At 41.5% G+C, this 19,998-nt stretch carries 16 protein-coding genes and 1 pseudogene; 9 read left to right on the plus strand and 8 right to left on the minus strand.

Annotated features, from left to right (window positions below):
• From pilW to ndk, 3 genes are all read right to left on the minus strand, one after another.
• Window positions 1-1,045 (minus strand): type IV pilus biogenesis/stability protein PilW (pilW, locus tag L650_RS0119960; protein WP_029774166.1); only part of this gene is annotated, 1,045 nt, incomplete at its 3' end.
• A gap of 126 nt (window positions 1,046-1,171) precedes the next feature.
• Entirely contained in the window at window positions 1,172-2,302 is a 1,131-nt protein-coding gene (locus L650_RS0119965) for a bifunctional tRNA (adenosine(37)-C2)-methyltransferase TrmG/ribosomal RNA large subunit methyltransferase RlmN (protein ID WP_029774167.1), read from the minus strand.
• Between the two features lie 184 nt (window positions 2,303-2,486).
• Window positions 2,487-2,918: a nucleoside-diphosphate kinase gene (gene ndk / locus L650_RS0119970; RefSeq protein WP_004586996.1), complete on the minus strand. Its 432-nt coding sequence runs from the start codon at window positions 2,916-2,918 to the stop codon at window positions 2,487-2,489.
• Window positions 2,919-3,135: 217 nt separating this feature from the next.
• Between ndk and yegQ the strand changes: the two genes are divergently transcribed.
• The 5 genes from yegQ to L650_RS0119995 all read left to right on the plus strand — a co-directional run bounded on the left by yegQ (window position 3,136) and on the right by L650_RS0119995 (window position 10,379).
• Window positions 3,136-4,527: a tRNA 5-hydroxyuridine modification protein YegQ gene (gene yegQ, locus L650_RS0119975; protein WP_029774168.1), complete on the plus strand. Its 1,392-nt coding sequence runs from the start codon at window positions 3,136-3,138 to the stop codon at window positions 4,525-4,527.
• A gap of 8 nt (window positions 4,528-4,535) precedes the next feature.
• Complete coding sequence (locus L650_RS0119980) at window positions 4,536-4,790, plus strand: YfhL family 4Fe-4S dicluster ferredoxin (RefSeq protein WP_029774169.1); 255 nt, start codon at window positions 4,536-4,538, stop codon at window positions 4,788-4,790.
• Between the two features lie 132 nt (window positions 4,791-4,922).
• Complete coding sequence (locus L650_RS0119985) at window positions 4,923-6,248, plus strand: methyl-accepting chemotaxis protein (protein WP_029774170.1); 1,326 nt, start codon at window positions 4,923-4,925, stop codon at window positions 6,246-6,248.
• A gap of 469 nt (window positions 6,249-6,717) precedes the next feature.
• Window positions 6,718-9,645 (plus strand): TonB-dependent receptor, encoded by a 2,928-nt coding sequence (locus L650_RS0119990; protein WP_029774171.1) that lies wholly within the window; start codon window positions 6,718-6,720, stop codon window positions 9,643-9,645.
• A gap of 98 nt (window positions 9,646-9,743) precedes the next feature.
• Window positions 9,744-10,379 (plus strand): methyltransferase family protein, encoded by a 636-nt coding sequence (locus tag L650_RS0119995; protein ID WP_029774172.1) that lies wholly within the window; start codon window positions 9,744-9,746, stop codon window positions 10,377-10,379.
• Between the two features lies 1 nt (window position 10,380).
• On the opposite strand, the gene L650_RS0120000 is transcribed toward L650_RS0119995, so the two are convergent.
• From L650_RS0120000 to L650_RS0120010, 3 genes are read right to left on the minus strand one after another with little or no spacing between them, the layout of a single operon-like run.
• Window positions 10,381-12,414 carry an EAL domain-containing protein gene (locus tag L650_RS0120000; protein WP_029774173.1) on the minus strand — a complete coding sequence of 678 codons (2,034 nt, stop codon included), beginning with the start codon at window positions 12,412-12,414 and terminating at the stop codon, window positions 10,381-10,383.
• Between the two features lie 3 nt (window positions 12,415-12,417).
• Window positions 12,418-12,951: a YfiR family protein gene (locus tag L650_RS0120005; protein ID WP_029774174.1), complete on the minus strand. Its 534-nt coding sequence runs from the start codon at window positions 12,949-12,951 to the stop codon at window positions 12,418-12,420.
• A gap of 8 nt (window positions 12,952-12,959) precedes the next feature.
• Complete coding sequence (locus tag L650_RS0120010; RefSeq protein WP_029774175.1) at window positions 12,960-15,020, minus strand: TonB-dependent receptor plug domain-containing protein; 2,061 nt, start codon at window positions 15,018-15,020, stop codon at window positions 12,960-12,962.
• Window positions 15,021-15,447: 427 nt separating this feature from the next.
• Here L650_RS0120010 and L650_RS0120015 point away from each other — a divergent pair, with 427 nt between their 5' ends.
• From L650_RS0120015 to L650_RS0120025, 3 genes are all read left to right on the plus strand, one after another.
• Window positions 15,448-16,464 carry a Kelch repeat-containing protein gene (locus L650_RS0120015; RefSeq protein ID WP_029774176.1) on the plus strand — a complete coding sequence of 339 codons (1,017 nt, stop codon included), beginning with the start codon at window positions 15,448-15,450 and terminating at the stop codon, window positions 16,462-16,464.
• On the plus strand, window positions 16,461-17,177 hold the full coding sequence (locus L650_RS0120020) for an SIR2 family NAD-dependent protein deacylase (protein ID WP_029774177.1): 717 nt from the start codon (window positions 16,461-16,463) through the stop codon (window positions 17,175-17,177). The genes L650_RS0120015 and L650_RS0120020 overlap by 4 nt, the downstream gene beginning before the upstream one ends.
• Before the next feature lie 121 nt (window positions 17,178-17,298).
• Window positions 17,299-18,096 carry a response regulator gene (locus L650_RS0120025; protein ID WP_004587007.1) on the plus strand — a complete coding sequence of 266 codons (798 nt, stop codon included), beginning with the start codon at window positions 17,299-17,301 and terminating at the stop codon, window positions 18,094-18,096.
• 59 nt (window positions 18,097-18,155) lie between these two features.
• Here L650_RS0120025 and L650_RS0120030 read toward each other — a convergent pair whose 3' ends face one another.
• A complete protein-coding gene (locus L650_RS0120030; protein ID WP_024032917.1) occupies window positions 18,156-18,758 on the minus strand; it encodes a LysE/ArgO family amino acid transporter in 603 nt (200 codons plus the stop codon).
• A gap of 105 nt (window positions 18,759-18,863) precedes the next feature.
• Between L650_RS0120030 and L650_RS0120035 the strand changes: the two genes are divergently transcribed.
• Window positions 18,864-19,763: a LysR family transcriptional regulator ArgP gene (locus tag L650_RS0120035; RefSeq protein WP_029774178.1), complete on the plus strand. Its 900-nt coding sequence runs from the start codon at window positions 18,864-18,866 to the stop codon at window positions 19,761-19,763.
• Between the two features lie 15 nt (window positions 19,764-19,778).
• Here L650_RS0120035 and L650_RS0120040 read toward each other — a convergent pair.
• Window positions 19,779-19,998: pseudogene (locus tag L650_RS0120040) on the minus strand (M20 family peptidase); the annotation flags it as partial.

A 19,998-nucleotide genomic window follows, 5' to 3' on the forward strand; every position in this document is an offset into this window, starting at 1 on the left:
TGGCAGCGCCATCATTTTGCTCAGCTACGGTTTTTTGTTTGTTTGCTGCGGCAATGGTTGCCTGTGCTTTTGCCGTCTCATTTAATACTGGGCTTGAAGGCTCAACCCCTGGAGAAATTAAGCTGGTCGAATTATCGGTAGTTGGGCGCTTTTTACGGATAATTTTAATTTTTGGTTGCTCAACACTGATTTGCTCTTCGCCATACTGCTCCTGAAGCTCTTCGAGCTGCGCTTTACGGTATTTTTCGCGCAGTATTTCAAACTCAGTTTGTTTAGTACGATTATCGCGAATAGCATAGGCTTGCTTACTTGTTGGGTAAGTTTGCATTATGGTGGCGGCAATTTTTTCTGCTTCTTCTATTCTGCCCATGCGCTGCTTAATTAAATAACCAAGCAATAAAGCACGTGCAGACACTCGGCCGGTGTCGTCATGGCGCTTTAATACTTCGCTGGCTTTATGTAAATCGCTTTTAGCATAAAAAAGGGCGGCTAAGCTTATTAGGGTCGATGTACGTTGCGAGCTGTGATTAAGTGCTTGTTTAAAGTAACTCTCTGCATTTTCAAAGTCGTTAAATTCTATGGCACATAATGCAAGGTTTTCGTAGCTTTCGGCAACGCGAATATAGCTTGGAATATCAATTGCTTTTAAAAACTGATCGGTCGCGCGGTCATACTCTTCAATACTACATAAAAACACACCGTAGTTATTAAGCGTGTTCGGATCGTCAGGCTTAATTGCTAATGCTTTTTGATAGGCTTTATCGGCACGCTCTTTTTCGCCTACTTGTTGGTAATAATAAGCAAGAGAGTAATGTACTTCAGGTAGATTTGGGGCAAATTCTATAGCTCGCTCAAGGTTATACTTTGCTTGCGAGTTGTTGCCAGTTTCTAAGTATTGTAAAGCGAGGGCGATACGTGTGCGTGCTGCGCCTGCATTATTGATTTTGTTTTCGACGACGGGTTTGTCACTGCCGTTATAACTACTTTCACTTACGCACCCTGTAAGGGCAAGTGTTGAAAGTGTTAAAGCAAGTAAAGATCGCATTACCTTGTCTCTGTTTTTCTATCCATAGCGCCTATCTTACCTAAAACCCTTAGTGTTGCATCATTTATTTAAAAATAAACAACTTAACCACCCTGCATAGGAAATATACGCAGGGTGGTTACAGGCTTATGCTTGCTGGATATTTACGCTAATTGCGTTATCGTCGCGCATTTTCTTTTTCGCCATACGTTTAGTACGGTCAACAACATCGCCGGCTAATTGCCCACAGGCGGCGTCAATATCATCACCACGAGTACGACGAACAATACACGTAATACCCGCAGCTTGTAAAATCTTAGAAAAACGGTCAATACGGCTGTTGCTAGAGCGTGTGTATTCGTTACCCGGGAACGGGTTAAACGGAATAAGGTTAACTTTAGAAGGTGTACCTTTAAGCGTTTTAACCAGCTCATGTGCTTGGTCGGTGCTGTCGTTAACGCCATTTAGCATAACGTATTCAATGGTCACGTCTTTATTTGCTTTAGAGCCATCGATATAACGACGACACGCGGCTAAAAATTCTTCAATAGGGTACTTTTTATTAATTGGTACAAGTACGTCACGCAGTGCGTTATCGGGAGCGTGAAGTGAAATAGCAAGTGCTACGTCTATTTTTTCTTTTAATAAATCAAGCGCAGGCACAACCCCTGAAGTACTTAATGTGACGCGGCGCTTAGATAAGCCAAAGCCCCAGTCGTCCATCATTAGCTCCATTGCCGGCACTACGTTTTTAATATTAAGTAGTGGCTCGCCCATACCCATCATTACTACGTTGGTAACAGGGCGTTTTTCGCTGTTGCCATCAAGGCCTATGTCTTTAGCTACACGCCAAACTTGGCCAATAATTTCAGACACTTTAAGGTTACGGTTAAAGCCTTGTTGCGCAGTTGAACAAAACGTGCACTCAAGGGCACAACCGACTTGCGAAGATACACACAAAGTGGCGCGGTCTTTTTCTGGGATCCATACAGCTTCAACTTCTTGGCCGCCATCAAGCACTAATGCGTACTTAATTGTGCCGTCGCTTGCTTGCTGGCGAACAGAGATTTCTGGCGCAACAATTTCGCATTCGTTTTTAAGCTTTTCTTTAAGCTTTTTATTAACGTTGCTCATGTCGTCAAAGTTATCAACGCCAAAATGATAAATCCATTTCATCACCTGGTCGCCACGAAATGGCTTTTCACCGAATGATACAAATAGCTCGCGCATTGCATCTCGGTTTAAATCTAATAAGTTAATCTTTTTTTGCTCGGTCATGAAACAACCTCAATCGGTGACGGTGGAGATAAAATTTACAAGGGCGAATTGTACACAATTTACCCACTTTAATCATTAAGTAAAATATCAAAAATGCACTTAAGGATACTTTACGTAATGACTAAAAAAGGGCTCGAAAGCCCTTTTCTTACTTTGCATTACAGCGTTAACTGTAAAACTCGAATTAACGAGTACGTGGGCAAAGCTCTTCGTCAGCGAAGAAGTACGCGATTTCGCGAGCAGCAGATTCAACAGCGTCAGAACCGTGAACAGCGTTTTCGTCGATGCTATCAGCGTAGTCTGCACGTAAAGTACCTGCTAGTGCTTCAGCTGGGTTAGTAGCACCCATGATTTCGCGGTTTTTAAGAACAGCGTTTTCGCCTTCAAGAACGGTAACCATTACTGGACCAGATGTCATGAAAGATACTAAAGCACCGAAGAAAGGACGCTCGCTGTGCTCTGCGTAGAAACCTTCAGCTTTCTCTTTTGAAAGGTGAACCATTTTAGCTGCAACGATTTTAAGACCCGCAGTTTCGAAACGGTTGTAGATTGCGCCGATGTGGTTTTTTGCTACTGCATCAGGTTTTACGATTGAGAAAGTACGCTCTAAAGCCATCTTTATGCTCCAATAATTTTTAAATAAAAGTGTGAATATTTACGGGCGCGAATTATACGCGTTTTAATTGAAAAAACCTAATTTTATTAAAAACCAGTTTGGTTGCAGTTTTATGATCTTGATCAAAAGCACAATGTTTGGCGCATTTATAATGCCGCGCTTGTAAATTAATTAATCATGCAACCGATGTGTACTCGGTTAGCTGTACGGAGCGCATATGCCAGCTGTTTCTTCTGTAACTTCTTTTATTCCCGAACTGTTATGCCCTGCGGGGAGTTTAAAAAACATGCGCTACGCCTTTGCATATGGAGCCGATGCCGTTTACGCCGGCCAGCCTCGCTACAGTTTGCGGGTACGTAATAATGAGTTTGATTTAGAGACATTACAAATAGGGATTAATGAAGCCCATGCGCAAAATAAAAAGTTTTATGTGGTCTCAAATATTGCTCCGCATAACGCAAAGGTTAAATCGTATTTACGTGATATAGAACCAGTGATTGCTATGGGACCCGATGCGCTGATTATGTCAGATCCTGGGTTAATTATGCTGGTACGTGAAAATTGGCCAGCCATGCCCATTCACCTATCGGTGCAAGCAAATGCAGTTAATTATGCAAGTGTTCAGTTTTGGGCAAAACAAGGTATTGAGCGGGTTATTTTATCGCGCGAGCTCTCGCTTGAAGAAATAAAAGAAATACGCACGCTATGCCCGAATACTGAGCTTGAGGTGTTTGTACATGGGGCGTTATGTATGGCGTATTCTGGGCGCTGTTTGCTCTCGGGTTATATTAACAAGCGCGACCCAAACCAAGGCACCTGCACGAATGCCTGCCGCTGGAATTACGATATAAAACCGGGCGTTGAAAACGAAACGGGCGACATGGTGCATAAAATTGACCCTAACCAAGTTATACCAACTCTGGGTGAAGGTGCGCCAACAAATAATATTTACATGCTTGAAGAGCAAGGGCGCCCAGGGGAGTATATGCCAGCCTTTGAGGATGAACACGGCACCTACATTATGAACTCAAAAGATTTACGCGCCGTGCAATATGTTGAGCAGCTTACAAAAATGGGCGTACATAGTTTAAAAATAGAAGGGCGGACTAAATCGTTTTATTTCGTAGCGCGCACCGCGCAAGTATACCGTAAAGCCATAGACGATGCGGCTTCGGGTAAACCATTCGATACTCACTTATTTAAAACACTTGAGAACTTAGCGCACAGAGGCTACACCGAGGGCTTTTTAAAGCGCCATGCCCATCAAGATTATCAAAACTACGAATACGGTCACTCTGTATCAACTAAACAGCAATTTGTTGGGGAAGTAATAGGGCGCCATGCTGATGGTTTAGTTGAAATAGAGGTAAAAAATAAATTCTGCGTTGGGCATTCTTTAGAGCTTATGACACCACAAGGGAACATTATTTTTGAACTTGAATACATGCAAAACAAAAAGGGCGAAAGTATTAGTGATGCAAAAGGCTCTGGGCATATTGTAAAAATCTCATTAGATGAGAACATTAATTTAGATCACGCAATATTAATGCGCAATTTAGATGATCACCAAGATACCCGCAACCCCTATAAAAAAGTAGCAAGTGAGTAAGCGCTAGCATGGCACTATTTATAAATGACAAGTGCATTAACTGCGATGTATGTGTAGATGAGTGCCCCAACAGCGCGATTTTTATGGGGTCAAAAACTTATCAAATAGACCCAGATAAGTGCACTGAATGTGTGGGGCATTACGATAAACCAACGTGTGCCATAGTGTGCCCCATTAATTGTATTAAAAGCGATCCTTTAAATAGGGAGTCACTTGAGCAGCTCGCACAAAAGTATGTAAACCTAGTTGAAAGTGAAGGCTGAGCACATAAAAAGGAACATATGCTTAAAAATTTAGCAAAAAATTAGCTTAAACTACTTATTAATTATCGCGTTATCATTAATACCTCCTATACTGGAAGTAACTTGATTTAGTGTTTTTTGGTAGGGAAGTTAATGTTTTTTTCAAAAGGTAAGCAAAACGAAATAGCCGCTTTAAAAGCCCAGTTGTACCCTTTAGAGCAAGTGTGGGAAGGGCTTTACAAAGAAATGCTGGTACTTAATGTACTTTATGATGGGCGAATTTCGCATGCTAACGATAACTTTTTAAACGCATTAGGTTATAACGAAGATAATTTAACAAATAATCAGCTAGGCGATTTTATTGCTGATCAGTCGCGGTTATCACCTGAATACGAAGAACTTGAAAAAGCATTCCAAAAAGAAGGCCACTGGAGTGGGGCTATTGAATTTGTTCGCCAAGATGGTAATGCAGAGTGGCTAAGATTAATTGTGCACCCAGTGGTGGGTGAGCAAAATCAGTTATTGTATTTTTCGGTGTTTGGCACTGTACTTACTAAAACCATTACAACCTCTCGTGAACAAAGCGACACAATAAAAGCGATTTATCGCTCTATGGCTGTGATTGAGTTTGATTTACAGGGGCATGTATTAACGGCAAACGATCAGTTTTTGTCAGCCATGGGGTACAATGAATCAGAAATAATTGGCCAGCATCACCGGGTATTCTGTCAAACCGAAGAAGCTAATTCGGCTGAATACCAACAGTTTTGGAGCAAGCTTAGGCAAGGCCAATTTATTGCCGACAGGTTTAAACGTATAGATAAATATGGCAATGTAATTTGGTTAGAAGCCACCTACAACCCTATTTCGAATGATGCGGATCAGCTTTATAAGGTAATGAAATTTGCCACCGTAATTACTGAGCAAGTAAACCGTGAAATTGCTATTTCGCAAGCAGCCGAAATAGCCTATGGCACCTCTACAGAAACAGATAAAACCGCAGAGCGTGGCAGCTGCGTATTACAAGAAACCGTATCTGTTATGAACGAGCTGGCTGTAAACATGGAGCAAGCAGCTAACGAAATTTCGGCGCTGGATCAACAATCTCAACAAATAGCCAGCATAGTACAAAGCATAAGTAGTATTGCCGAGCAAACCAACTTACTTGCACTCAATGCTGCAATAGAGGCTGCGCGTGCAGGAGAGCAAGGGCGCGGGTTTGCTGTGGTTGCTGATGAAGTAAGGCATTTAGCGTCAAGAACATCAAAAGCAACAGAAGAAATTGTGGAAGTGGTGCAGCGTAATCAGTCACAAACTCAAAGTACGGTGGCGGTTATTGAGCAAGGCAAAGAAAAAGCAGAGCAAGGTTTAGCGCTTTCTAAAGAGTCGGGTGAGGTTATGGCAGAAATTCAAGATGGAGCCCAAAAAGTGGTTAATGCGGTGGGCCAATTTACCAGCCAATTAAACTCTAATAACTGATTGAGTAAATACGTTTAAACAACAAGCATAAAATAAAACCGCGAAAGCGGTTTTTTGCTTTAACAAGAATGCGTACCGGCACATATTAAGTAATTTGAACTGTGGGTAATAAACCTACCTCTGACTAGAGAAAATAAATTTAACTATCACTGTAATTTAATTTGTTAGTAAGTCTCTTAACCGGAGTTTAGGTTAAGTAAAGCGGCGGGTAATATTTTTATTAAAAGGGGTTATTTCCACTTTAGCTAGATTAAATAGCTTGAAAACGGGCGCACAAACCCTAGTAAAGTTAAATAGTAAGGTGTGAGTTATTTTTTAACCACAGTTGAGACTAAATTAAGCCAGGCGTTAACAATACATTAAGTTTCGCCATGTAAACTTTGCAGCAATTTGCCATTACGTACTGCAATACGCTAATGGATCACTGATTTGCTTAGCCTAAGCAATTTAAATGGAATAGCTGTAAAAAATGATTAATTGCCTACGTCATTACCCTTTATCTAAAGTATACAAATCTTTATTTTGCGCATTACTTATTACCTCAAGCCCGTTTAGCTTAGCTGATGATGCTGCCTCACAAAACGCTAAAACACTGCTTAAAAAAAATATGGAAGTAATTGAGGTACGGGGTATACGCTCAAGCATGGCCGAGAACTTAGATGTTAAGCGTATGTCTGGCTCTGTGGTGGATGCAATTACTGCCGAAGATATTGGCAAATTTCCTGATAAAAATGTAGCGGATTCGTTGCAGCGAGTACCTGGCGTTGTTATTGAACGCGATGGCGGAGAAGGGGCATCGGTGAGTATTCGTGGTTTATCATCTGAGCTCACATTTACTCAGCTTAATGGCAATTTTATAGCCTCATCACCTGGGGAGCCTTCACGCTCGTTCGATTACACTTTACTGCCATCTGCCATGATAGAGAGCGTAGAAGTGTATAAATCGCCAGAAGCGCGTTTAGATGAAGGCGGCGTGGGCGGCACAGTATTAATGCATAGCCGCAAGCCTTTAAGCATGGAGGCAAACTCAGGTGTATTTAACGTTGAATCTACTTACGCCGATGTGACAAAAGAGTACGAGCCGCAATTTAGTGGCTTATATTCGTGGAAAAATGAGGACGACACCTTTGGTGTATTAGTGGGTTATACCTATCAAGAGCGTACTAATCGCACTTTAACAGGCAGCACCGATGCAAATGTATGGCGTTACACTGGTGGCGGTCAACCGACTGATATTAATGGAAATGCCGTTGATAACAATAACGGTTGGGATACGATAAGTGATGCCAGCGGTAATCGTTATGATGGCGTGTGGTTTCCGCAAGTTGTACGTGGCTCTGTGCTTAATGAAAAACGTGAGCGTGAAGGTATTCAATTTAGTACACAATGGCGCCCAACTAATCGTTTAGAACTAGGGTTTAACTACTTTGGTTTTGCACTCGGACAAGACCGAACCGAATCAGTCATTGATATCCCCGAGTGGTCACTCAATCCTGATTTTTTAACCGCAGTAAACTTGGATGAAACAGGCACCATTGCAACGGGTATGCAATACAATGCCAGTGCTAGCGGTGTTGAAAACGATATGCAATTTCCGTGGATGCGTGGCAGTTATGTACGAGAAGAGTCTACCTCCGATACTATCGATTTTAATTTAACCTATGAAGGCGATAGCTTTAAAGCCCGCTTTGTTATTGGTAACACCCAATCTGAGGGCGGCCCTGAAGAAAGCTGGGAAGCCGCTTATAAAAGCTCAAATGCCGGTGAAAACGAAACCGTTATTCAAAACGCATCGCAAAGCGCTGCGTGGTCTTTAAATGAAAATAATGTATCGCTGAGTATTGATCCCAACACATTAGCTAACTTGCAAAGTGGCTTAGGCGGCGGGCGTGATGCTGGTTCGTCAAATTCAAGCTTTGTGCGCAGCGAACTCGAAGAGGATTATTATCAAGCCGACATCGACTTTTATGTTGATTGGGGATTTTTAAAAACGATTAGAACCGGGGCTAAATATCGCCATGCCAACTTACACCGCGAGACCGGTAATACGTTTTTTTTAGATCCTAACTTTGATATTGCTGCAGGTGAAGCGAGTGAGCAAGGTATAACGCAATTTGATAGCTACCAATGGAATGGCGGTATGCCACTTGCCGAGGATGTGTTTATTAATCAAACCAATATAGTTGGCGGGTTTAATATAAACCAAATGCCCAGCATAGATTGGGATAAATACCGAGATTTAGTAACCGACAACTACACGCCTTATACCCGCATAGAAGATAACTTTGTATACGATATTGAAGAAAAAATATCAGCGTTTTACATTCAAGGCGATTTTGAATTTAGTGAAGTAAGAGGTAATTTAGGTGTGCGCGTAGTACAAACTAAAACCTTAACCTCTTCTACCGATTTATATACTTATCAACTTGATCACACCAATGATGAAACAGGCGAGCCGGTAACTGGCGATGCGCGTTTTGTAGAAGACTATCAGTTGGTTACACAAAAAAACACCGACACAAAAATTCTACCAAGCTTTAACATAGCGTGGGATGCCACCGACGATTTAGTAATTAGAGGCGCTATTGCTAAAGTGATGGCGCGACCAGATTACAGCGATTTAGGCTCGCAGCAGCGTATTACGTTTGTATCAAATGAATGGGCAGAAGACAGAGCGGCATTCAACGAGCTTGCAGGTTTTAGTGGCAGTGGCGGTAATAAAAATTTAAAACCTTTTGAATCAGTGCAGGCCGATTTATCTATTGAATATTATTACGCCGAGGGCTCTGCATTGGGGTTAGCGCTGTTTCATAAAAAGGTTGATAACTTTGTTGTGCCGCTGGTAATCGATATGCAGCAAGATTTTGCAGGCAAAGAAAATATAGTAGAGAGCGGTGTAATTACCGTTGCGCCATACAGCACAGTGGGTAACGGCACCGATGCGGTATCAAAAGGGGCTGAAGTATTTATTCAACATGCATTTGCAGGTGGTTTTGGTTTTTATGCTAATTACACCTATAACAAAACCAATAAAGCCGATGTAAGTGTAAATGGTGAAGAATTTGGCCAATCGCCATTAATTGGAAGCGCTAAATACCAGTACAACACCTCTGCTTATTACGAAGGCGAGTACTTTACTCTTCGCGCGTCGTACAATAAACGCGGCGAAACAGTACTTGGCTTAAACAGCGGTTTAAATGTATACCAAGACCCTTACGAGCAAGTTGATGTAAATGCCGCCATTAATATATCTGATGGTTTAAGCTTAACAGCTTCTGTTATTAACTTAACTAAATCGGAAACAGTTACGCGTTTAGGTGATGATAGCGATGCGCGTCTATTAAGTTCAAGTTACTCAGGTAGGCGCTACTACGCGGGTATAAATTATAGTTTTTAAATAAAAGCCCACTATACGTTTTTAGCACACTAACCTTGTTAATGAATAGCATGACCATTATGATGAAATTATTATAAAAGGATGAAGAAAATAAATTAATGAGTTACCAACCGTTGATAGATGATTCTGCTTCACTAATCGAATTTACGCGTGTGTATTTAGCGCTTTTTTATACGTTTGTGGCGGGGTTTTACACCGTTAGAATTATTTATAAAAACCGTTCAACGCCTGCGGGTGTTATTTTTCCTGGCGCTAAGTTTTGTACTAGCTGGTGGAATCATATGGCGTTTAAGTTTTTTAGAGCTGCTATATGGTTTGTGTGTGTGCTGCGTGTGTTTGTGCCTGCCACCGATAACTACTTAGGTATGTTTTATACCTTAAATGGGTGGCCGGGTGTTATGTTTGGCAATATTATGCTCACGGCGGGCTTTGTGCTCAGTATGGTTGTTCATTTTCATATGGCGTCACTTTGGCGCTCGGGTATAGACCCAAATGGGCCTCAAACACTTAAAACTACCGGGTTATATAGTTTTTCGCGCAACCCTATGTATGTTGGTGTGGCAACTGCTCAGTTGGGGTTCTTTTTAGCATTACCAAGCTTATTTAGCTTAATTTGCCTTGCTGTGGGCTTATATGCGCTTTATAAACAAATAGCCGTTGAAGAAGCGCATTTAGTCACGCGTTTTAATGATGACTACCTAAAATATAAGCAAACTGTACCGCGCTGGTTGTAGGTTATTCAACGGTTGCTTTTATTTGCAAATGGCTATTTATAAAATCTTGCTTTGAAAGCGGTTTAGAATATAAGTAGCCTTGAATGTAATCACAGCCCAACGCGATTAATTGTGCTTGTTGGGTTGGTGTTTCTACCCCTTCGGCGACCACTTCTACCCCTAAGTTATGCGCCATGGTAATTATGGCTTTAATTAGCGCTATACTGCTGCTATTGGCTTCAATATTTTGTATAAACGATTGATCTATTTTAAGTATATCAATGTCTAACTGCTGCAAGTACGCAAGCGATGAGTACCCAACACCAAAATCATCAATGGCAATGTCTATATCAAGCGCATTAAGGCGTTTTAAATGGTGCTGAATCGCGTTATCTGGGTCCATTAAGCTGTTTTCAGTTATCTCAATTAATATAGTATGAGGTGGCAAATTATAAAGTTTGCACGCCTCTACCCATTGGGTAACCCAAATACCGTCGCGATCAATTTCTAAAGGCGAGGTATTTACACTAATTTGCACCGGTGTATAGCTTAGCTTATTAAACTGTACCGCATCGCGAACAGCTTGCGATTTAACCCATTCGCCTAGCTCTTTTATCAAGCCATTTTGCTCTGCTATATCGATAAATTCAACAGGGCCAATAATGCCTCGCTCTGGGTGGTTCCAACGGATCAGCGCTTCTGCTTTTTTTAGCGTACGTGAATGGGGGTCCCATATTGGCTGATAGTAAAGTTCAAATTGGTTGTTATTTAAGCCAATGCGTATTTCTTCTATAAGGCGGCGCTTTTCAATCGCCAGTTCTTCCATTTCGTATGAGAAAAACTCAAACCTGTTTCGCCCCTTACTTTTTGACAAATACATCGCTTGGTCGGCTCGTTTAACTAAGGCTTCGACCGATATGCCGTCATGCGGAAAAAACGCCACGCCTATACTCGCGGTTACCTGCACATGTTCGTTTTTTATGGTTATTGTTCGGGTCAGGCTTTTCATTACATCGTGTGCAATGTGCGAAACCGCTGTTGTATCGCTTATTCCTTTGAGTATTAGGGTAAACTCATCACCGCCTAAGCGCGCCACTATGTCTTGCTGTTTTAAGCAGCGGCGAAGTCGCTTAGCCACTTCGTGAAGTAATAAATCACCAAAGTCGTGGCCTAAGCTATCGTTTACCTCTTTAAAGCCGTCTAAATCAATAAATACCAAAGAAAATGGTTGTTCAGGTGTGCTTACAAGCTGTTGCAGGTGCTCATAAAAATAACGGCGGTTAGGTAGGTCGGTTAAGCCATCTTGATAGGCATATTGATGCAGCTGAACATTGGCATTTTCGAGCTCTTTTGTTCTTCGTTTTACTTGGTTTTCTAGCAGGTTATCGCGCTGTTCTATAGTTTGCAGCATGGTATTAAAACAGCTTGTTAGCTTACCCACTTCGTCCTTTGAAAGCTCTTTTGCACGTAAGCTATAGTCGTTAGATGAGGTAATTTGCTCTGCTGTTTGTGCTAAATATAAAATGGGGTTTAAAAAACGTTTTCTGAGCATTAGCGATACAAGCAAACTTAAAATAAAGCTAAAAATCATTAATACAATAATAAACCGGCCATAAAAAGCGGCTCTGTCGTTTAGGTCACTGTCGTCTGCGCGCACAATCAGCGTACCGTAGCGTTGAGCGTCAATTGTTAATGGTGTTTTTACTTCTATTGTATGCGGGGCTGAGCTTTCTTGGCTGTATTTAGGCGACGTTACGCTTGCAAGTTGTTGGCTAAAATTGTTTATCACTTCTACCGATACAATATCGGAGCGCATTAATAGCGGCTCAATCAGCTCTTTTATTGCGGCGGTGTCGTAAAATATTAAAGCAGTACTAATATTGGGGGCTAATATTTGCGAGAGTGATTTTAGGCTTTGTGTTTGTTCTTGTTTTGCGGTTTTTAGCTCATAGGCGCTAAAAACAGCAGTAACGGTAGCCGTAGAAATAAGCGCAACGCTCATTAAAATAAACAGCAGCTTTTTACTCATTGAGTTGAGTGAGAAGTAGTTTTTCATTATTTACCCCTCAACTACACGTGCTAGGCGCAGCACTTTTGAGCTCATAGTAATGCCTGCTTCTTTAAGCTTGCTTGGAGCAACTTCAAAGCGCACCTTACTACTTGAAAGGAAAAATCGAATATGTCCTTGTGCGGCTATAAAGCCATCGGTTTCGCCAACTATCATTGTATTTTTTAAATTAAGCGCGGGGTGGGCATCTAACCACATGTTATAGGTATTATCGGTAATAAATACTATATCACAGCCCTCAAGTGCAGTTGCCTCGAGGGGAGTTAGTTTATTTCGTAAGTGGCGTTTATGTACTTTTCTGTTTTCTAGGGCGGCATTTGCTATTGCTATAAATTGGCTGTCGGGGCTACAAATTAAAAAGTCGGAGCCGTTTTCGGGTGCAGATTGCCATTGCCCTAAACGGGCAAAGTTATATAAAAAGCCTGCTTTAAGCACATATTCTTTTTGCACTGCAAAAGCGCTTGAGCTTGTACAAAGCGCAAGGCAAAAAAATAGGTAAAGCAATCGATTTAAAGGCTTAAGCATTGGCTCTCTTAAAATGTTGCACTAACAGAAAACGTAACACACTCGTCTATGTAATTAGGAACCGTAAATGTTTCGCGAGTATTGGCGTATTCTATGTGTGAGCCTGCAAATAAATTTTTGCCTGATACTGCTGTGGCCCAGTTATTGTTTATTTTCCAGTTCCATGTAAGGTCTACAGCGGTGTAGTTATCTGTATTGTAAGTGCTTGAGTTTTCGGCTCTTAGCGTGGCAAAAATAGAATGCTGCTCACTTAATTGGTAATTCAGTTTAGTAAATAATTGTCTGTTTACTGAGTCGTAGCCAATAGTAGGGCGCGTTGCATTAGGTAAGTCGTAATCTATTTTTGTATAGCTGTAGCCAACTTCGCTGCTTAAGTCGTCCATTAGTTGCATCGAGAACAATAAATCACCGCCGGTTGTGGTGGTTTCACCTATCGAAACAAAGTCGTAATCTAAGCTTGTTGTTTGAAGCGCCGCAAATGCTTGTGACACTTCCCCGGCTAAGTAAAAGTTTAATGCAGGTATAAATTGTTCTACATGAGGGTTTAAGCTAATTACGGCCACATCATCCGCTTGCGTATTAAATGCAGAAACATCTAAAGACCACTCCGCCTTTGATATACGGTAGCCTAGCTCGTACGAGATATAATTTTCAGCTTTTACGTTATCGTTACCATTTAAAAATGTAGCTATATGGTATTGATCTATTTCAGCAATACCCGACTGCATGCCAATAACGTCTGAGATTTTTTGGCCATTTACTCTAAAGTTATCGTTAAATTCAATTAGTGTAGGAATACGTACGCTTCGTGAAATTGAACCCCATGCTAGGTGTTCGCTATTTGGCTGATAGGTAAAGCGGGCAAGGGGTTGGTTTTCCCAACCGGTTAAATCGTTATGCTCTATTTTTGTGCCTACAATGAGGTTTAACGTATCTGGAATAACACTGTATTGCGCTTGCAGCATGGCACCGTATTGATGAAGGTCTTCTAGGTCTTTATCGCTATTGATAAAAATGCTGTCTTGAAAAGAAATATCATTAAATCGATAATTAAGCCCCCAATCTACCTGGAGTGCTCCGGTAATAAAGTTCATTTGATAATCAACGTCAATCGATTCAAAATCTTCATTTATATAGGGTTGTTCACCATGTTGTTTAAGCCACGACATTTGCAGCATTTGGTTTGCATTATCTGAAAGACGATGCTCAACACGGGTCATTAATCGCGTATCGCGCCTATCTGCAATAGTTGGAAACTGCTGACTGCGGTTAGACGCATCTACTACCCCAGTAAGGTTTTGGCCATGCTCTGTGTGGGTATGATCCCCTTGCAGGAGGATTGACCACTCATCGCTTGGCGTAAAATCAGCTCTAAAGCCGCCAGCGTGCTGTTTAGTAAAGTCATTAGGTTTAATGCGGCTGCCTTTTTTAGAAGGTGCGGTATTTTTAGTATTATAGTAGCCCCTGTAACTACCAATATCAGAAATATCACCACCATGGCGAAGGCTTATGTCGGCATTTATTTGATTACCTGTAATTGCTTTAGCGTAAGTGTTGCGTGTATCTAAGCTATTTTTAGTAATGATATTGATAACGCCGTTATTTGCGTTATTACCCCATAGCAACCCGCCCTGACCACGAATAACCTCAATGCGTTCAATATCGTATAAAGGCACATGCAACGACTCCCAATACACAGCCGCAAATTTGGGGGTATATAGGCTTTGCCCATCTATCATTACTAATAATTTGCTGGAATACCGTGAAGCAACACCGCGCGCAGAAATAGCCCATTGATTGTTATCAAGTTGTCTTACGGCAAGGCCTGGCACCATTTTTAATGCCTCAGGAATAGAGGTAGCGCCCGAGCTTGTAATTTGCTCTTCGCTTAGCACATAAATAGAAGAGGCGGTGCTAAAGGCCGATTGTGCTCGTTTCATTGCAGAAGTTGCTTGAACATCCATCCCCATTAACGTGTCAAGGTCTAAGTCATCGTCGTTTAATGGTTCTGCAGCAAGTATTGGTGAGGCAATAATAAGTGAGCACAATAACTTTTTAGGTATTTTCACCTAGGTTTCTCCACAGGGATCAAAAATCAAAAACAGGATATATTTTTGTAAAACATTTGTTACCACAAAATATTAGCATACTTTATATCGCTAAAAGTACACTTTCTTAGGCTAACTAGCATAAATTACTATGTAGTAAGCGTGTTTTAAAACTTAACGCTAAATTATTAAAGTTTTGCAGTTTTTAAATAAAATTAACAAATAAAGCTTCAAAATCAACTAATAAGGCAGTGTACATTAGGCGCTGCTTGTAAATACGCTTATCTAATTTAGCTCGCTGGCTACGCCATTAATTATTAGATGGTTTGTAAAACGCAGCACACCTAAACACACGCATTAATAAGGTAAATTACTTATAGTTAGCTGGTTCATGCAGGTAAAATAATTTACCCTAAGTGTATTAGTCACTTTTATATTATTTGTTTTTATGAGCCTTCTTTTTTCTATCGCGCTAGCAAGCCTTCCTGCTTTACCCGAACCCGTTGCAAACAATGCCGTAGCTAAGGTTACTGTTGAAAACCAACGCTATTTTTTGAGTTTTATGGGGCTTGGTAAAAACAAACAACACACAGATGTACACAATAAGGTATTTTCACTAAAACTAGGCGACAGCGCTTGGCAGCAACAAGCGAGTGTGCCTTCAAGTTTGCCATTAAAGGGACGCTTAGCCAGTACTGCAGTGGGCTTAGGTGAATACGCTTATATATTTGGTGGCTACACGGTAGATAGCGATCATACTGAAATTTCAAGCCCCGATGTGTACCGTTTCGATATAAAAAACAATACGTATAAACACCTTGCAAGCATGCCAGTACCAGTTGATGACAGCGTAGCGCTAAGCTACAAAGAGCGTTACATATACCTTATTAGCGGTTGGCATAACGATGGCAACGTAAATTTAGTACAAGTGTACGATACTAAAAACAATACATGGCAGCAGGCGTCGCCTTTTTTAGGTGAGCCAGTATTTGGCCAAGCGGCTGCGATTAGTGGTAATACTATTGTTATTTGCGATGGCGTTAAAACCCAAGCAAATCCAGATTCTCGCCGCTCTTTTGCAGGTGTTGCGCAGTGTTTAAAAGGCACAATAAATGCCAACAATCCGCTAAAAATAGATTGGCGCACGTTACCTCATCCTACAGGTGAATCGCATTACCGTATGGCTGCTACTAGCTACAATAACAATATTTACATGATTGGCGGCTCTAATAACCCCTATAACTACAACGGTATTGGTTACAATAAACAGCCCGCTCCGGCGAGCAACCATGTGTGGCGTTTTAATATAAAGCAAAACATGTGGCAGGTATTACCTAATGTAGCTGTTGGCAGTATGGATCACCGTGGCCTACTTGAGCATAACGGGGCTTTATATCGTATTGGCGGCATGAATAATCAACAGCAAGTAATAAGCGATGTATTAGGGTACGAGGTAACACAGTGAATACACTTTATATTACCGGTGCAGGGGTAAGTGCTGCTAGTGGCATACCTACATTTAGAGGCGAAGATGGCTTTTGGACTATAGGCAGTAAAAACTATACGCCTATGGAAATGGCCACGCGTGCTATGTATCAAAACAATCCGCGCGAGTTTTTAGCTTGGTATTACAACCGTTTTGCTGCCTATCGTAACCATGGCCCGAATGAAGTACACCATTGGCTGAGCGATAAAAATTTAATAACCCAAAATATAGATGGCCTTGATGGCAAAGCCGGTAACAAAAATTACATTGCTATACACGGCAGGCTCGATCAAATGACGTTATTTCATGAGCAAGGCGAAGCCGTTAAACCGCTTATGACACCGTGGGATAGTGTAGATGAAAGCCGCCTGCATGAGTCTCTTTTTGAGCTATTTAATGTTCAAAACCAAACACCTGAGCTTAATCATTCGTTTAAGCCTTTTGTGTTGTTGTTCGATGAATTTTACACCGAGCTTTACAGAATAACCGAAGCACAACAGCGTATGCTCAACGCCGATAAAATTGTATTTATGGGCACCTCGTTTAGTGTAAATATCACCCAAATGGCATTAGAAATAGCCCGTAATTACGATATACCTGTAGAAGTAGTGGACCCTAACCCTGTTCACATAATGCACAGCAACGTAACGTACAAAAAAATGAATGCATTAGAATACATCCAATCTAATTAGAAAGTGCTATATTTTAAAGAGATTGCTAATGTTTTCTTAAATATTACAATCTCTTTATATAATATTAACGAGTCAACAATGTTATTATTATCCTCATTATAACAATACTAAAGAGACTTGAATGAGCGACCTAACTGCAATAGCAAACTTGTCCATTTTACTTGTAGAGCCTTCAGAGGTTCAGCAAAAAATAATAATAAAATCGCTTGCAGAAAGTGGTGTTAAACAAGTAGAAACAGCGGCTACCCAAGCGCAGGTTTTATCGTTACTTGAAAGTTACCACCCAGACCTAGTAATAAGCTCGATGTACTTATCAGACGGTACAGCCGACTCACTATTGCAAAAAATAAGACTTAATCCCGCCACTGAACATCAACCCTTTATGCTTATATCGAGTGAGCGTAATAAAAAGTACCTTGAGCAACTACGCCAATCCGGTGTGTTGGCTATTTTACCTAAACCTTTTAGCGCAAAAGCCATTACTCGCGCACTCAAAGCAACCCTCGATATAATAAGCGAAGAAGAAGTAGATCTTGATCATTTTGATGTAACGCTACTTCGCGTACTTGTAGTAGACGACAGCCGCTTTGCTCGTAAACACATAATACGCGTACTTGCTGGCATGGGGATCCCCGAACCCGTAGAAGCCGAAAACGGAAAAGAAGCCATAGCGCACCTTAGTGAGCAATCGTTCGATTTAATCGTTACCGATTACAACATGCCAGAAATGGATGGTCGCGAACTAACCGAAACTGTACGTGGCTCAAATGCTTACTCGCATATTCCTATTTTAATGGTGAGCTCAGAGGCAAACGACACTCACCTAGCTAATATTGCGCAAGCAGGAGTTGATGCCATTTGTGATAAACCGTTTGAACCGGCCACAGTGCGAGAATTACTTTATAAAATAATGTCTTAGTCTTTTAAAAAACGGCTAACAACAGCGGTAGTTAAATACATAACTACCGCTGTTTTGGCTTATTGGCTTGGCACGTTATATAACTGAAACGCTACAAAACATAAAATAACCGCAATACAGCTATCAAATACGCGCCATCTAAACGGGGAGCTTAAAACCTTTTTTAATTTTGGCGCAAACAACACTAAGCTACTAAACCAAATAACAGAGGCCACACAAGCACCAATAGCAAAGTGCATAGGCGCGGGTTGTAATGCGCCAATGCTGCCAAGCAGCAATACGGTGTCTAAATAAACATGTGGATTTAGTAAGCTTATAGCAAAGGCCGCAAGGGCCGTTTTCCACCAGCTCACTTTTATTACCTGAGTTACTTTTAACCCCGATGTGCCTTTAATTGCGCTGCGCGCAGAGCCAAATGCTAAGTAAAGTAACATAGCTATACCGCCCCACGTTAACCACGGTAATAACCCCGGCAGCCATAGCTTTAACTCATTAGCGGCAAATACACCTACAATAATTAGCGTGGCGTCGCAAAGTATACAAACCGCAGCTAAAACAAAACGGTTAGCGCCCGCCATACATTGGCTTAAAATCCAAATATTTTGCGCCCCAATGGCAATAATTAAACTCAGCCCCAGCATCACACCCGACAAAAACGACATACTTCAAATCCACTCAAATAAAACCCGTTATCCAATGCCTTGCAGGGTAGGGGGGATTCTGTTACAAATCCAATGAATATATTTATTGTTATATGCGTAAAACTCATGATTGATTACCAGTTACTCAATGCGCTTAGTGCCGTTATAAGTGAAGGCGGATTTGAAAAGGCCTCAAAAAAATTATTTATTACCCAATCGGCGGTGAGTAGGCGTATTCATCAGCTTGAGGCCAAACTAGGCGAGCCCGTATTAATAAGAACCCAACCGCCAACGCCAACAGCATTAGGCAAGCGCTTACTTAACCATTTACAGCAAGTATTGCAGCTAGAAGTAGCCCTTAATGTAGAGGCACTTAACGAGCACACAGATTTAAATACCCCGCTTAGCGTAAAGCTTGCTGCTAATGCGGATTCGCTTGCCACCTGGCTTCCCGAAGCACTCGCCGTATTAGATACAGAGCTTGCGTGCAAATTACGCTTTGAAGTCATTAGTGAAGATCAATCCATTGCCCATAAAAGAATGAAAGACGGCGAGGTTATGGTGTGTATTAGCTCATCCCCCGAGCCGGTTAATGGCGGCCTAGTTAGCCCACTTGGCGCCATACGCTACAAAGCCATTGCAAGCCCCGATTTTATAAAACAACATAAGCTTACTGAGCTTTCGCAATTAGCGCATTTACCGTGCTTGGTATTTAGTGAGTATGACAAGCTACAACACCAGTTTTTAGAAGATATTAATGGCTCAGCCCCACTGTTTACCCATATTTACCCTTCGTCAGAGGGATTTAAACAAGCCATGATCGCAGGCCTAGGTTATGGGCTATTACCTACATTACAGCTAGGAGACTCGCTGATAAAAGGGGAGTTAGTCGATTTATTCCCAGAATATTATATAGATACACCTTTGTACTGGCACTATTGGCAAACCGAAAGCCCGCAGCTTAAAACGTTGCGTAAGTTTGCATTGCAAGTAGCAGGCAAACGGTTAGAGCCTATTAGCCCATAAAGGCTAAGCCTGCGTTTATAACTGCCCTAATCTGTAAATAAGCAGTGCTGTTTTAGCGGTGTTTTTATTAAGTGAGGTTAAATCGGCGGTTTCGTTTTTAGTGTGTGCGCCACTGCCCATTAGTCCTAGGCCATCAAGCGCCATATCAACATGGTTTGCAGCAAACGAAATATCGGCCGCACCGGCATTACGTGGGTTTGCAGCCTCCACTTTGTTATAGCCTAAGTCTTGGCTT

This window comes from Pseudoalteromonas sp. TB51 (assembly GCF_000498055.1).
Taxonomy (GTDB): domain Bacteria; phylum Pseudomonadota; class Gammaproteobacteria; order Enterobacterales; family Alteromonadaceae; genus Pseudoalteromonas; species Pseudoalteromonas atlantica.

What these genes read in the sequence shown, in the direction of transcription:
- L650_RS0119965 (WP_029774167.1), bottom strand. Translation starts at nt 2,302, where the DNA reads ATGACCGAGCAAAAAAAGATTAACTTATTAGATTTAAACCGAGATGCA.
- ndk (WP_004586996.1), bottom strand. Translation starts at nt 2,918, where the DNA reads ATGGCTTTAGAGCGTACTTTCTCAATCGTAAAACCTGATGCAGTAGCA.
- yegQ (WP_029774168.1), top strand. Translation starts at nt 3,136, where the DNA reads ATGCCAGCTGTTTCTTCTGTAACTTCTTTTATTCCCGAACTGTTATGC.
- L650_RS0119980 (WP_029774169.1), top strand. Translation starts at nt 4,536, where the DNA reads ATGGCACTATTTATAAATGACAAGTGCATTAACTGCGATGTATGTGTA.
- L650_RS0119985 (WP_029774170.1), top strand. Translation starts at nt 4,923, where the DNA reads ATGTTTTTTTCAAAAGGTAAGCAAAACGAAATAGCCGCTTTAAAAGCC.
- L650_RS0119990 (WP_029774171.1), top strand. Translation starts at nt 6,718, where the DNA reads ATGATTAATTGCCTACGTCATTACCCTTTATCTAAAGTATACAAATCT.
- L650_RS0119995 (WP_029774172.1), top strand. Translation starts at nt 9,744, where the DNA reads ATGAGTTACCAACCGTTGATAGATGATTCTGCTTCACTAATCGAATTT.
- L650_RS0120000 (WP_029774173.1), bottom strand. Translation starts at nt 12,414, where the DNA reads ATGAAAAACTACTTCTCACTCAACTCAATGAGTAAAAAGCTGCTGTTT.
- L650_RS0120005 (WP_029774174.1), bottom strand. Translation starts at nt 12,951, where the DNA reads ATGCTTAAGCCTTTAAATCGATTGCTTTACCTATTTTTTTGCCTTGCG.
- L650_RS0120015 (WP_029774176.1), top strand. Translation starts at nt 15,448, where the DNA reads ATGAGCCTTCTTTTTTCTATCGCGCTAGCAAGCCTTCCTGCTTTACCC.
- L650_RS0120025 (WP_004587007.1), top strand. Translation starts at nt 17,299, where the DNA reads ATGAGCGACCTAACTGCAATAGCAAACTTGTCCATTTTACTTGTAGAG.
- L650_RS0120030 (WP_024032917.1), bottom strand. Translation starts at nt 18,758, where the DNA reads ATGTCGTTTTTGTCGGGTGTGATGCTGGGGCTGAGTTTAATTATTGCC.
- L650_RS0120035 (WP_029774178.1), top strand. Translation starts at nt 18,864, where the DNA reads ATGATTGATTACCAGTTACTCAATGCGCTTAGTGCCGTTATAAGTGAA.